Below are 13,286 nucleotides of genomic sequence, written 5' to 3'. Positions count from 1 at the left end.
TGGTGGCGCCCAGCACACTGCGGACGCTATTCTGAGTTAATGACCGAGCAGGCAGTCCGGGCAGAAAGCGTGCACAACGAGCACGCTCACCCGAGCGATCACTGGCTCGATGAGGTCACCGCGCCCACCGGCCCGGCCTTCAGCGGGCTCAGCAGCCGCGCCATGCAATGGTTCGCAGGCCCGGCGCGCCTGATGCGCCGCTTTTACTACTTTGCCTCCACCACCCCGGGCAAGCTTTTTACGGTCACGCTCATCCTCACCGTGGCCCTGGGCGCTGCCGGCTTATCGATGTCCCAATCTTCCGCCGCCCGCCACTCCGATTTGGACGAGCTGCTAAGCACTACCGAACCGATGTCGAATGCGGCGCACCACCTTTATAGTTCGCTTTCGGTGGCCGATACCGTGGCCACCACCGGCTTCGTACAGGCCGGTGTGGAATCAGAGCAAAATCGCGATAGCTATAACGAAGCTATTGATGCCGCTTCGGTGGCAGCCACCGAATCCGTGCTGGGTACCACACAGGAAGATGGCCGTGTGCGCGAGCTGGTGACCTTTATCCAGCGCGAGCTGCCCGTCTATACCGCGATGGTGGAAAAGGCCCGTTCTAATCACCGGGCGGGCAATGCGGTAGCTAACTCCTATATGTCCAATGCCTCTGCACTAATGCGCGAGCATATCCTGCCGGCCGCCTCCGAGCTTTTCCAACTGACCACCGCCAAGGTAAACCAGCAGCAGCAAAAGCTCACTTCGCCGCAGTGGGTGCCGCTCTCCGGCCTCTTTGCCGCGCTCTTTTTCCTCGTTGTGGCCCAGTGGTGGCTGTGGCGCCAGACCCGCCGGCGTTTTAATCGTGGCTTTTTGACGGCCAGCGTGCTGCTCTTCCTAGCCATTTCTTGGGTAGCACTATCCAACCTCGCTACCTGGTCCACCGGCCACCAGGGCTTTGAGACAGCCTCGCGCCCATGGGATTCGCTGACGGCCTCGCGTATTGAGGCGCAGCAGGCGCGCACCTCTGAAACCCTGGCGCTGGTGCTGCGTTCCTCCGAGGAGGATACGATGGTGCGCTTTTCCAGCTCGATTAACTCCATCGAAATGGCCTTGCAGGATTATGAGGATGCCCTCAATGATGAGGACGTGGAGGTCACCGACCCCGAACTCATCCACAGCGCCCGGGCGGCCGCCGAGCAGTGGCGTGGCACCCACGATAAGCTCATGGGCGCGCTGAAAGACGGCGACTATGATGAAGCCATCTACCAGGCCACGGCCACCGAGCCCAAGGACGGTGAGATGACCACGGCGCGTTCCTATGACGAGCTCGACGCGGAGCTCTCCGATCTCATTAGTCAGGCGCGCGTCGCTATGCGCAGCTACCTGGAACGCGGCCTGACCGCCATGACCGCGGTGTCCTCGGCCGTATTCTTGCTGACCTTATGCGCCATTATCGCCGTGTGGCTGGGCATCCGTCCCCGATTGCAGGAGTACCTCTAATGCGCCGCCCACGCCTCGTCCTCGCTTCGCTTGCCTGCGTCTGCGCCGCGCTGCCTCTGGCTTCCTGCGATGTCCGCTCTACCCCGCCACTGGAGGCGCCCGCCGAGCAGGCCCTTGACGCAAAGCCGGGCCCGCCGCTGCCAGATGGGGCAAAGATTGAAAAGGCAGGAACCACCCCCGCGCACCGCGCCTCTGGTGAAGACATTAAAGGCAGCTACCGCCCAGATGACAAGAAAGCGAAAGAACGGGTGCCGGACATCGTCAAGCGCGGCCGGCTCATCGTGGGTGTGGACCGTTCCAATAACTTGCTGAGTTACCGCGACGCCGCCTCGGGTGAAGTACGCGGCTTCGAGGTAGATATCGCCCGCGAGGTTGCCCGCGATATTTTTGGTGCTCCCAATAAGGTGGACTTCCGCTTCGTGGAATCCTCCAACCGAGTCGATGCCCTTAATTCCGGCGCGGTGGACATGATTGTGCGCACGATGACCATTAGCCCGGAGCGAGAGCGGGAGGTGGCCTTTTCCATCCCCTATATGCGTACCCAAACCCGCATGCTGGTGCTCAGCAAATCTGGCATCAAATCCATCAAGGACACCGCTGGGAAGACGCTGTGCGGTGTGGGCGAATCCACCGCACTCGATACCATCCGCGAGCACGCCCCCAAAGCCGATATCTTGGTCACCCGTTCCTGGGGCGATTGCCTCATGGCACTGCAGCTCAACCAGGCCGATGGCATCGTCGTCGATGATGCCCTGCTCTCCGGCATGGCCGCCCAGGATTCCTATACCTCCATCGTGGGCGAACCGCTGGAAACCGAAAACTACGGCGTGGCCGTGCGCCTGCCCAGCAAGCAGCATGACACCCGCCCACTGCTGCGCCAAATAAATTCCACGCTAGAGCGCATACGCCGCGATGGCACGTGGTCTTCCCTTTTTGAGGAGTGGCTCGGTGCCTACTTAGAAGAGCCCACGCTGCCGGCCGGAAAGTATATCGAGGAGGAGGCTAAACCATGAGCCATAACCCGAACTTTAGCGATGATGAGCTCGAATACATCGAGCCGGAAAACCTTGATACCCAGCGTGCCTTCCGCCAGCCCACCAATGCCACCAATTCCGCGCAGGAGCCGGATGCGCTAGGCGATGCCCCCTCGGACGACGGCCCCGCCACCGCAGCCGTAGCTTTTGACCCGTTTGCGGACGAAGACGAGGAAGCAACCGCGGCGGTGGCCTTTGATCCCTTCGCTGACGAGGATGAAGCAGACGGTGATACCGGCACCTCCGCGGTAGCCTTCGATCCCTTCGCAGACGATGACGAGGATGGCGATGGTTCCATCGACCCGGACCATATCTCTAGCCTCTTGGCGGACCTAGACAATATCCGGGCTAAGCGCGAACAGCAGCGCGCCCAGCAGGCCCAGGAGGACTCCTCGCAGCGCTCGCGCCGCCGCGCACTCGATACCTTCCGCGAGCGCCGTGGCACCCACCGCACCGAGCGCCGCGTGGCCGATGGCATGGTGCGGCTGCCGTTTATCACCCCCTCCGAGCCGACCGACGCCCTGATCGACCCACACGAGGCATCCTCCGGTAAAAAGATCCCGCCACCGCAGTTACAGCCTGGTGACATGGTGGCCGGCCAATATGAAATCTTGGGCGTCATCGCCCATGGCGGCATGGGCTGGATTTACCTGGCCAATGACCACTTTGTTTCTGGAAGAGTGGTGGTCCTCAAAGGTATGCAGGCCCAAAAATCGGCCGATGAAACCGCCGCTGCGGTGGCAGAACGCGAGTTCCTCGCGGATATTACCCACCCGGGCATCGTCAAGATTTTCAACTTCATCGATGACCCCCGGGTACCCGGCGGCTTTATTGTCATGGAGTACGTCGGCGGGCCGTCGCTTAAAAACAGGCGGAAAAAGCAGACGGACAAGCTACTGCCGGTCGATATCGCAATCGCTTATATCCTGGAAGTCCTGCCCGCGCTGGAGTACCTGCATTCGCGCGGGGTGGTCTATAACGACTTAAAGCCCGATAACATCATCGTCACCGAGGACCAGGTCAAACTCATTGACTTGGGCGCGGTCTCCGGCATCGGCGCCTTTGGCTATATCTACGGCACCAAGGGTTATCAGGCCCCGGAAGTCGCCACCGAGGGGCCTTCCATCGCCAGCGATATCTACACCATCGGCCGTACCTTAGCCTCGCTGTGCCTCAAGCTTCCTACCGAAGACGGCGTTTATCTGCCAGGTATCCCCACCCCCACCGAGGAGCCGGAACTGCGCCGTTTCTTGTCCTTATACCGCCTGCTACAGCGCGCCACGGACCCGGATCCGGAGCGCCGCTTTACCTCCATCAAGGAGCTGCGCACCCAGCTCTACGGCGTGCTGCGCGAGGTCATTGCCATCCGCGACGGCCTGCAATATCCTTCCCAGCACTCGCTCTTTTCGCCGCAACGTACCACCTTTGGCACCAAGCACTTGGTCTTTCGCACCGACCAGCTTATTGACGGCATCGATCGCACCGTCCAGATCACCGCCCCCGAGGTAGTCTCCGCCCTGCCCACCCCGCTGCTAGACCGCGACGATGTGGGCGCCGGCCTGCTGCAGGGTGCTTCCTACGCGGAGCCACAAGAAGCCCTCGAAACCCTCCGCCAGGCCATGCAGACCCCCGAGTACGAGCACTCGGCCGAAATCCCACTCGGCGTGGTGCGCTCCATGATCGACCTGGGCTATACCGGCCAGGCGCGGCAGTGGCTCAGCTCCATCGAAGACCGCCTCGGCCGGGACTGGCGCTTCCAGTGGTATGCCGGCATCACGGAACTGCTCCTAGATGACTACCGCGACGCCCAGAAATACTTCTCCGCCGTCCTCGATCTCCTTCCGGGCGAGGCGGCACCCAAACTCGCCATCGCCGCCATCAACGAGCTCATCCTGCAGCAACTGGACTACAGCGAAATCTCGCTCATTGATCCCAGGGTGGCCCGGGCCTGTTCCAATATGCATTCCACCTTGGCCGATCTCCCCAACTCCGCCTTTGAGGGCCAGCCAGAAATCTGGAACCACGTCACTCAAGACCCCGCTGCCCTGCGGTTTAACTCCATGCGCCTCTACGGCATCGTGTGGTCCACCAACCCCACGACCGTGTCTTCCTCTTTTGGCCTCGCCCGCCAGCTGCGCTCCGAGGGAGAGGTGGAGGTCGCCGTCACCGTACTAGACAAGGTTCCTAATGCCTCGCGTCACTACCGCATGGCCCGCTTGACGACGATCCTTCAGCTCATCGTCCACGATCTCTCCGAGTCCCGCATCCGCCGCGCTGCCCGACGCCTCGAAGAGGTCCCCACCAACGAGCCGCGCTTCCTCCAGATCAAGATCGCCGTCATCTCCGCCGGCCTTAACTTCCTGCGCAACGCCGATCTTTCCCATGCTGCCTCCCCCAACGATCTTTTCGAGTACGCCTTCACCCAACGCGGCCTGCGCACCGGCCTGTCCGAGACCCTTCGCGCCCTCGCCCGCCAGGCACCGTTTAGCCGCCACCGCTACGCCCTCGTGGACCTTGCCAACCAGGTCCGCCCCGTGACCACCTTCTAGCTTGCGTTCTTTCATCTACTCGCACAGCGCAGAAAACAAAAGAAGGGGCGTGCGGTCTTCTTTACCGCACGCCCCCTTGTTCACTGCTCGGCCGCTTTCGCTGGCCGGGGAGGAACCTTTCTATTTGTAAAGCCCAGCCTCACGCGCCATAGCGGCGATTTCGGCAGACTTCTGCGCGATAGCCAGCTCCTCATTGGTCGGAACGACAAAGACCTTAACCGGGGAATCCTCAGTGGAAATCATGCGCGGCTGATCGGAGCGGACCAAGTTGCGCTCCTTATCAAAGTGGATGCCGTACATATCCAGGTTGTACAGGGAGTCCTGGCGCACCTCGGTATCGTTTTCACCCACACCGGCGGTAAAGGTGATGGCGTCAACGCGGCCCAGGGAAATCATGTAGGAACCGATGAAGCGGCGCAGCTGGTGGATGTAGATATTGTAGGCCAGCCACGCGTCCTGGTCCTCGTTGTCGATGCGCTCGCGCAGCGTACGGAAGTCATTGACACCAGAGATGCCCTTGACACCGGACTGCTTATTGAGCAGGTTGTCAATCTCATCCACGCTCATGCCCGCTTGGCGGACAAGGTGGAAAATGATGCCTGGGTCAATATCGCCAGAACGGGTACCCATGGCCAAACCGGCCAGCGGGGTCAGGCCCATCGAGGTATCAATGGCGCGGCCGTTGCGGATGGCTGCAGCGGAGGCACCGTTGCCCAGGTGAAGGGTGATCTGGTGGGTGTGCATCGGATCGCGGCCCAGCAGGCCTGGAACCTGCTGAGAGACGAACTCGTGGGAGGTGCCGTGGAAGCCGTAGCGGCGAATATCGTACTTGGATGCCACCTCATTATTGATGGCATACAGCGCGGCTGCCGGCGGCAGGGTGTTGAAGAAGGCGGTATCGAAGACGGCAACGTGCGGGATATCCGGCAGCATCTTGCGAGCCACGCGGATGCCGTCCAAGTTAGCCGGGTTGTGCAGTGGAGCCAGCGGGATGAGGTCCTCAATCATGGACTCGATCTGGTCCACGATGAGCTGCGGCTCGGAGAAGAGGCGTCCGCCGTGGACGACACGGTGGCCAACGGCGATGACATCCACGTCGGTCGGGCCCACGTTGTGCTCACTCATGATGGCAAAAGCGCGCTCAAGGCCGAAGGAGTGAGTAGGAATTTCCAGCTCTTCCTTGTACTTCTCGCCACCGGTCTTCACGGTGACAGCGCCGAGGGGCTCGCCAACCTGCTCGACCAAACCAGAAACCAACGGGGTATCCGTGGCGCCGGATTCGGGATCGACCAGCTGGAATTTAACGGAGGAAGAACCTGAGTTAAGGACCAGAACGTATGACATTTATTTCTCTCCAGCCTGAATAGCGGTGATTGCAACGGTGTTGATGATGTCCGGAACGGTCGCACCACGCGACAAATCGTTAACCGGCTTGTTCAGGCCCTGCAGAATCGGGCCCACGGCGAGCGCGCCGCCGGTGCGCTGTGCCGTCTTGTAGCCAATATTGCCGGCCTCCAAGTCCGGGAAGACGAAAACATTTGCCTGTCCGGCAACCTCAGAATTCGGCATCTTCTTCGCAGCAACGCCTGGATCGCAGGCGGCATCGAACTGCAGCGGACCATCCACCTTGACGGAGGAATCCAGCTTCTTGGCGGCCTCTACGGCGGCCACGGCGCGCTCGACGTCCGGGCCGGAACCGGAAGTACCGGAGGAGTAGGACAGCATGGCCACGCGCGGGTCGATGCCGAACTGGGAAGCGGTCTGTGCGGAGACAATCGCGATCTCACCCAGCTGCTCGGCGGTGGGGTTCGGGTTGACGGCGCAGTCACCAAAGGCCCACAGGCGGCCGCGCATGACCATCAGGAAGATGGAGGAGACGACGGAAGCATTCGGCTTGGTCTTGATGATCTGGAAGGAAGGCTTGATGGTGTGGGCGGTGGTGTGAGCAGCGCCGGAGACCATGCCATCGGCCAAGCCCTTGTGGACCATCATGGTGGCGAAGTAGGAGATATCCTGCATCGTCTCGCGCGCCTGCTCGAGGGTGACACCCTTCTTCTTGCGCAGCTCGGCAAAGTCGGCGGCGAACTCCTCTGCCAGCGGGGACTCGAGGTGGTTGATGATCTCGGCACCAGCCAGGTCGAGCTTGAGCTCTTCGGCGCGGGCCTTGATATCGGCCTCATTGCCCAGAATGGTCAGCTTGGCAACCTTATCGCGCAGCAGCACATGAGCGGCTTCGAGGATGCGGTCATCGTCGCCCTCTGGCAGAACGATGTGCGAACCGGCGGCGCGGGCCTGATCAATAAGCTGCTTCTGGAAGAGGTCTGCGGACATGACCGGGGAGACGTCGCCAAGCGCAGCAAGTGCGCCCGGAACCGCTTCCAGGTCGGTGAAGATGCCAGCAACGGTGGCACCCAAGGATTCCGCATTGTGCTGTGCCAGCTCGCCGGTGCGTTGCGGGGCGCCGGAAATGATGGCCAGCGGCAGGCCAAGGGCGGCAGCTACTTCGGCATCGAAGGCGATATCGCCGGTGCCCTGCGCCACGATGTTCTCAGCGGCGGGAGCCTCAGCAAGTACGGCGGCGACGGTGGCATCGAAGTCTTCGAGGCGGATGAGCTCCGCGCCTAGGTCTTTAGCCAAGGCGGGCACATCGAGGCCATCGAAGCCACGGCCGATAGCGCTAATAACTGCGGAATGAGATGCAGACATGCAATTTACCTTTCAGTCACGGTCACTTGAACACAATTAACGCGTGTCATAACTTCATGTCAGCCATCACAGTTATTAACACGCGGTGACTATTCCACTGTACGCGATTTACCCCCTCCTATGCCCCATCGTGACCGCCCTAAACTGGGGTTAGTAATGCTGTGGTTTTTATCGCATAGTGACCGCGTAGAATATGCAGCACAACGAAAGAAAGGACACCCTAAGCACATGACTAACCCAGCGCGCGTCGCCGTGGTCGGCTCCGGCCCGGCAGGCATTTACGCCTCTGACCTTCTAGTGAAATCCGACCTCGATGTGCAGATCGATCTTTTTGAAAAGATGCCGACGCCGTTCGGTTTGATCCGCTACGGCGTGGCACCGGATCACCCGCGTATTAAGGGCATCGTGCAGTCCCTGCACAACGTTATGGAAAAGGAAGAGATCCGCTTCCTGGGCAATATTGAGGTGGGCAAGGACATCACCGTCGAGGAGATGCGCGAATATTACGACGCCATCATCTTCGCCACCGGTGCTACCGCCGATAAGCGCATGGGCATCCCGGGCGAGGACCTCAAGGGCAACCATGGCGCCGGCGAATTCGTGGGCTTTTATGACGGCAACCCCAATTTCGAACGCGATTGGGATCTCTCTGCAGAATCTGTCGCCGTAGTTGGTGTGGGCAATGTCTCCCTCGACGTCTCCCGTATCCTGGCCAAGACCGCCGACGAGCTGCTTGTTACCGAGATCCCGGATAACGTCTACGCAGCACTCAAGAAAAACCGTGCCAAGGAGGTCCACGTCTTCGGCCGCCGCGGCCCGGCACAGGCCAAGTACACGCCGAAGGAGCTCAAGGAGCTAGACGAGTCCCCGACCATCGAGGTCATTGTCAACCCCGAGGACATCGAGTATGACGCCGCCTCTGAGGAGGCACGCCGCGCCGCCAAATCCACAGACCTGGTGTGCCAGACGCTGGAGTCCTACGCCATGCGCGAGCCGGGCGATGCCCCGCACAAGCTCTACATCCACTTCTTTGAGTCCCCGGTAGAGGTGCTGGGTGAGGACGGGCACGTTACCGCGATCAAGACCGAGCGCACTGAGCTCAACGGTGATGGCACCGTAACCGGTACCGGCAAGTACACCGAGTGGCCGGTCCAGGCAGTCTACCGCGCCGTGGGCTACTACCCTCAGTCCGTCGATGGCGTGCCTTTCGACGAGACCAAGGCCACCATGCCAAACGACGGCGGCCATGTGCTGGCCAATGTCGACGGCGAAAAGCTGCCCGGCCTCTACACCACCGGTTGGATTAAGCGCGGCCCGGTGGGCCTGATTGGCAATACCAAGTCCGATGCCAAGGACACCACAACCATGCTCATCGCCGATTACAAGGCCGGCGACTTGGAGCCTGCCACCAAGCGCGACCCGCAGGACATCCTAGACTTCCTGGCCTCCCGCGATATCGCCGTGACCACCTGGGAAGGCTGGCACCGCCTGGATGCCGCTGAGCGCGCCGCCGGTGAACCGCACGGCCGCGAGCGCATCAAGATCGTCGAGTGGGACGAAATGGTCAAGCACGCCGGTCCGCAGGCCTAGACCTTGCCGCATTTCATTTCCGCCGCGCCCTTGGGCCAACTGGCAGCCTTGGACGTCCACCAGCTCTACAAGCTGCGGGTAGACGTCTTTGTGCACGAGCAGCGCAGCCCGTACGCCGAGATTGACTCAACCGACGCCGACCCCCAGACCGTGCACCTACTGGCCTGGGACGCGGAAACCCACGAGCTGCTCGGCACGGCCCGCGTCTTTCCGGCTGCGCCTGCCGACGACGCCGCGCTTTCCGACGCCACGCCTACCAACGCCCCGACCACCGGCGCACAAATCGGCCGCTTCGCGCTCACGCCGGCCGCACGCGGCACGGGGCTCGGCCGCGAGCTACTCCAGGCGGCCATAGACCTTGGCGAGCGCATGCGCCCAGGCCAGCCGCTCTATCTGGAGGCGCAGGCCGGCCTAGTGGACTATTACGCTTCCTTCGGCTTCACGCCGACTGGAGAGCCATTCGACGACGAGGGAGTCCCCCACCAGCCGATGCTGCGCCCCGCCGGCTAGCCGCATAGCCAGCTAGCCGGCTACTAGTCGGCGTCGTCCACGCCGGAGGCGAGCTTCGGGTCGAGCTCCACGCCGCCCTCGTACTCCACGACCTCAATATCGGGAACATTCTCGGTTTCTGGATCGATGCCGCGGGCGCCGTCTTGCGCCAGCAGGCCCGGCGTGGAGGTCACCTCGATCTTGTGTGCCGCTAGTGCTGCGCGGTCGCGCGCTTCTTCCACATTTTCTGCCGTAGAAGAGACCAAACCCATGCGGCGGCCCTTGTAGGCCCCCGGCTTGCCAAAGAGCTTCACGTCCGTCTCCGCATAGCTGAGGGCCGCGGCGACGCCGGTATAGGCCACCTCATTCGGCTCCTCGTCCGCGTGGATGACCACGCTGGCACCCGGGGTGACCAGGGTGGCGTCAATGGGGAAGCCCAAAATCGCGCGCGCATGCAGGTCAAACTCGGAAAAGCGCTGGGTATAGCAGGTCAGCATCGCCGTATCCGCGGGACGGGGGGACACGGAGGAAAAGTACACGTCATCGCCCGCAACGAAGAGCTCCACGCAGTACACGCCGCGCCCGCCCAGCTCATTGGAGATGCGCGCGGCCACCGAGCGGGCATTTTCCAGCGCAATCTCGCTCATGCCGGTCGGCTGCCACTCCTCCACGAGGTCACCGCGCTCATGGCGGTGACCAATGGGCTCGCTAAACCACGTGGCCAACTTGCCCGTGGCCGGGTCGATGGACCGGATGGCCAATAGGGTGACTTCCAAGTCAAAATCTACGAAGCGCTCGGCCACTACACGCTGCGAGTCCGAGGACACCCGCCGCACGGTCTCCCAGGCCACCCGTACATCGTCCTCCTCGCGGGCAATCATGTGGCCCTTACCGGAGGTGGACACATCCGGCTTAATAATGCACGGAAAGCCCAGCTCCCCGACTGCTTCTTCCAGCTCCTCCACAGAGCTGGCAAAGCGGTATGCCGAAACCGGCAGCCCGATATTCTCCGCCACCTCGCGCACGCACTGGCGATCTTGCGTCATGGCGCAGGCACGAGCGGAAGGCACCACGATGGCGTCGCTATGCGCTTCCATCTCCTCCAGGGCTTCTACCGCAACGGTTTCTACCTCTGGAACCACAAAGTGCGGCTGAATCTCCTGTGCCAGCTGCAGGATGCGCCCGGTGTCCTTAATATCGGCGACGTAGCTATACTGCGCCACCTGGTGCGCCGGCGCGCCCGCATACGAGTCCACCGCGTGGACCTCCAAGCCCAGGTTCTGGAAGGACATGGCCAGCTGCTTGCCCAGCTCGCCCGAGCCCAGCAGCAATACCTTGGTGGCATTGCTGGTCAGCGGCGTGCCAATATGACCGGCGATCTCGCCTGGATTATCCATGAAAATGCTCCTTCTAAGCCGCAGGCAGCGGCGTTTACTGCCCTAAATTATTTCATATTTAGGCCCCAACCCCACCACCTACATGCCAGGTAAGCCGGATAAGCAAAGGTGCCCTGTGGGCAATTCCACAGGGCACCTGAAACATTTCCGCCTAGGCTGCAGGAGCCTCAGCCGGCGCCTCCCCGGCCGGTTGCTCGGCGGGCTGCTCTGGCTCGCCTACCGGCTCCGCCACGGTAATGATGTTGTCCTCATAACCCAGCGCGCCGCCAACAAACTGGCCGCCGCAGGTAATAAGAACCAGGCGATTCTCGCCTTCCTTATCGTTGACCACATCCGGGAATCCGGAACCCTTGGGCAGACGATACGGCGCTTCGGTCACGCGGAAAGTGCGCTCTTGGCCGTCGATGACCACGGTAAATTCCTGGTCCTTCTTCAGCTTGGTGAACTTCTCCGCATAACCAGTGCCCTGGCCCTGGTAGTTAATGTGGCCGGTAATCACACTCGAGCCCACATTGCCCGGCTCACCCGGTACTGCGGAGGCGGAATACCAACCCACGCGGGTGACGTCGTGTGGCGGAAGCAGCACGCCCTGGTCCGTGACCTGTACGGGATCCACGGCCGCGTACTCGCCATCAATCCCTACGGACATTCCCTCAAAGCCCTTGAACTCACCAGGCGCGGCTTCGTACTCGTGCTCCTGCTGGCCCGAATCATCCACGAAAGCATCAGACTTCGGTCCAGATTCCTCCGGTGCGCTCTCGCTGGCCACCGTCTCCGGCGCCGAGCCAGCCTCATCCTCATCATCGCGCGCCAAATACAGCACTACCTGCAACAAGATCAACGCCACAACAATGATGGCCGCGATAATAGCGATCAGCTTGCCACGGCCCATGCCCCGCTTGCCGACGCCCCCTTCTTCCCCACTCGCCGGATACTGCGAAGCGCCGTTTTCCTCCGGCTGCTCTGGCTCCCTGTGCTTTCCCATAGCTAGCTTCCTTCACTTCCTCGATTTGTCTACCCTGTGCAGGTTATATGCAAATCCCCTCCAGCGTGTGCAATCACACCCTGGAGGGGATTTTTGGTGTTTAAGTCTCAGCCCCAGTGGGGCGACCCGCAGGCCGCCTCACCGATGCTCAGGGATTACTTGATGTAATCCTGCATACCCGGCTCAAGCTCGGTTGCGCCGGACGGTACGGACTTAATCTCAACGCGGTCAGCGTTGGATGGCAGTGCGTTACCAGTCTCTTCAGGTTGCTGACCCTGGACCTCGATGCCGTGGCCGTGTCCATTGTCAGAGTTGCCGCCCTTAGGAGCGTCCTGGCCCTTGACCTCGTGACCATTGCCGCCATTGTGGCCGTCGGTGTGCTTACCGTTGCCACCATCATGGTTACCGGTGTTGTCACCGTGGCCACCGTTGTGGTTGCCATGATCCTTGTGGTCGAAGTGATCCTTGATGATCTTGCCCAAGCCGATGCCCGGAATCAGGATGAGCCACCACGGAATCTTGCCCTTGGAGGAACCGCCTGGCGTGTCCTGATCGTGGACCTCGTGAGAGGTCACAGTCTGATCCTTATCGTTGATGTCCTTGTGCTCAGCGATGTGGTTCGGCTTCTCCGAAGTAGCATCCGGAGTCTCCTTGCCATTCTTATCAACCTCGACAGAGGTCAACTCCTCAAAGGCAACCGCAGCCTCAACCGGCTCCGTCACATCATCATTAACAGTGATCTCAACCTCAACCTTGCCGTTAGAAGCCTCCGGCTTGAAGGTCTTCTCACCGGTACCCAGAACAGACTCGCCGTCCTCCTTGCTAATCAGCTCAGCCTTCAGGGTGTATTCCCTACCCGGAACCAGACCCTCATAGGAAACCTCATCAACAACCTTGGCACCAGCAACAACCTCGTGGGAACCATCAGCGAAGTCAGCATTAGTGGAAATCTTCGGGGTCTTCTCAGAACCCTCAGAGGTCACAGTCTGATCCTTATCGTTGATGTCCTTGTGCTCAGCGATGTGGTTCGGCTTCTCCGAAGTAGCATCCG

At 61.2% G+C, this 13,286-nt stretch carries 10 protein-coding genes; 5 read left to right on the top strand and 5 right to left on the bottom strand.

Features of this window, described 5'->3' with window-relative positions; genetic code table 11:
- The first annotated feature begins 39 nt into the window (after nt 1–39).
- From WMP97_RS08300 to WMP97_RS08290, 3 genes are read left to right on the top strand one after another with little or no spacing between them, the layout of a single operon-like run.
- A complete protein-coding gene (locus WMP97_RS08300) occupies nt 40–1,485 on the top strand; it encodes a hypothetical protein (RefSeq protein WP_023019975.1) in 1,446 nt (481 codons plus the stop codon).
- Nucleotides 1,485–2,498, top strand: coding sequence for a glutamate ABC transporter substrate-binding protein (locus tag WMP97_RS08295; protein WP_200288605.1), 1,014 nt, complete (start codon nt 1,485–1,487; stop codon nt 2,496–2,498). The genes WMP97_RS08300 and WMP97_RS08295 overlap by 1 nt, the downstream gene beginning before the upstream one ends.
- Nucleotides 2,495–5,068, top strand: a complete 2,574-nt coding sequence (locus tag WMP97_RS08290; RefSeq protein ID WP_317001478.1) for a serine/threonine protein kinase — start codon at nt 2,495–2,497, stop codon at nt 5,066–5,068. Before WMP97_RS08295 ends, WMP97_RS08290 begins: the two co-directional genes overlap by 4 nt.
- Nucleotides 5,069–5,188: 120 nt before the next feature.
- Here WMP97_RS08290 and WMP97_RS08285 read toward each other — a convergent pair whose 3' ends face one another.
- Nucleotides 5,189–6,412 (bottom strand): acetate kinase, encoded by a 1,224-nt coding sequence (locus WMP97_RS08285; protein WP_023019978.1) that lies wholly within the window; start codon nt 6,410–6,412, stop codon nt 5,189–5,191.
- Entirely contained in the window at nt 6,413–7,774 is a 1,362-nt protein-coding gene (gene pta / locus WMP97_RS08280) for a phosphate acetyltransferase (RefSeq protein WP_317001477.1), read from the bottom strand.
- 228 nt (nt 7,775–8,002) lie between these two features.
- Here pta and WMP97_RS08275 point away from each other — a divergent pair, with 228 nt between their 5' ends.
- Together WMP97_RS08275 and WMP97_RS08270 are read left to right on the top strand one after the other, a co-directional pair.
- Nucleotides 8,003–9,364, top strand: coding sequence for an FAD-dependent oxidoreductase (locus WMP97_RS08275; protein WP_269953920.1), 1,362 nt, complete (start codon nt 8,003–8,005; stop codon nt 9,362–9,364).
- Between the two features lie 3 nt (nt 9,365–9,367).
- A complete protein-coding gene (locus WMP97_RS08270) occupies nt 9,368–9,874 on the top strand; it encodes a GNAT family N-acetyltransferase (RefSeq protein WP_317001476.1) in 507 nt (168 codons plus the stop codon).
- A gap of 23 nt (nt 9,875–9,897) precedes the next feature.
- Here WMP97_RS08270 and purT read toward each other — a convergent pair whose 3' ends face one another.
- The 3 genes from purT to WMP97_RS08255 form a co-directional block, all read right to left on the bottom strand.
- Nucleotides 9,898–11,250 (bottom strand): formate-dependent phosphoribosylglycinamide formyltransferase, encoded by a 1,353-nt coding sequence (gene purT / locus WMP97_RS08265; RefSeq protein WP_340440272.1) that lies wholly within the window; start codon nt 11,248–11,250, stop codon nt 9,898–9,900.
- A gap of 151 nt (nt 11,251–11,401) precedes the next feature.
- Complete coding sequence (locus tag WMP97_RS08260) at nt 11,402–12,235, bottom strand: class F sortase (protein ID WP_248100049.1); 834 nt, start codon at nt 12,233–12,235, stop codon at nt 11,402–11,404.
- Between the two features lie 155 nt (nt 12,236–12,390).
- A partial coding sequence (locus WMP97_RS08255) for a VaFE repeat-containing surface-anchored protein (RefSeq protein ID WP_340440270.1) occupies nt 12,391–13,286 on the bottom strand: 896 nt, incomplete at its 5' end.

Source organism: Corynebacterium sp. KPL4072 (genome assembly GCF_037908395.1).
Classification (GTDB): Bacteria; Actinomycetota; Actinomycetes; order Mycobacteriales; family Mycobacteriaceae; genus Corynebacterium; species Corynebacterium kefirresidentii.
Note: the sequence above shows the minus strand (reverse complement) of the source record. Positions and strands in the feature narration are given on the sequence as shown.

Excerpts from the sequence above, each read along its gene's own strand:
- WMP97_RS08300 (WP_023019975.1), top strand. The coding sequence starts at position 40 with ATGACCGAGCAGGCAGTCCGGGCAGAAAGCGTGCACAACGAGCACGCT.
- WMP97_RS08295 (WP_200288605.1), top strand. The coding sequence starts at position 1,485 with ATGCGCCGCCCACGCCTCGTCCTCGCTTCGCTTGCCTGCGTCTGCGCC.
- WMP97_RS08290 (WP_317001478.1), top strand. The coding sequence starts at position 2,495 with ATGAGCCATAACCCGAACTTTAGCGATGATGAGCTCGAATACATCGAG.
- WMP97_RS08285 (WP_023019978.1), bottom strand. The coding sequence starts at position 6,412 with ATGTCATACGTTCTGGTCCTTAACTCAGGTTCTTCCTCCGTTAAATTC.
- pta (WP_317001477.1), bottom strand. The coding sequence starts at position 7,774 with ATGTCTGCATCTCATTCCGCAGTTATTAGCGCTATCGGCCGTGGCTTC.
- WMP97_RS08275 (WP_269953920.1), top strand. The coding sequence starts at position 8,003 with ATGACTAACCCAGCGCGCGTCGCCGTGGTCGGCTCCGGCCCGGCAGGC.
- purT (WP_340440272.1), bottom strand. The coding sequence starts at position 11,250 with ATGGATAATCCAGGCGAGATCGCCGGTCATATTGGCACGCCGCTGACC.
- WMP97_RS08260 (WP_248100049.1), bottom strand. The coding sequence starts at position 12,235 with ATGGGAAAGCACAGGGAGCCAGAGCAGCCGGAGGAAAACGGCGCTTCG.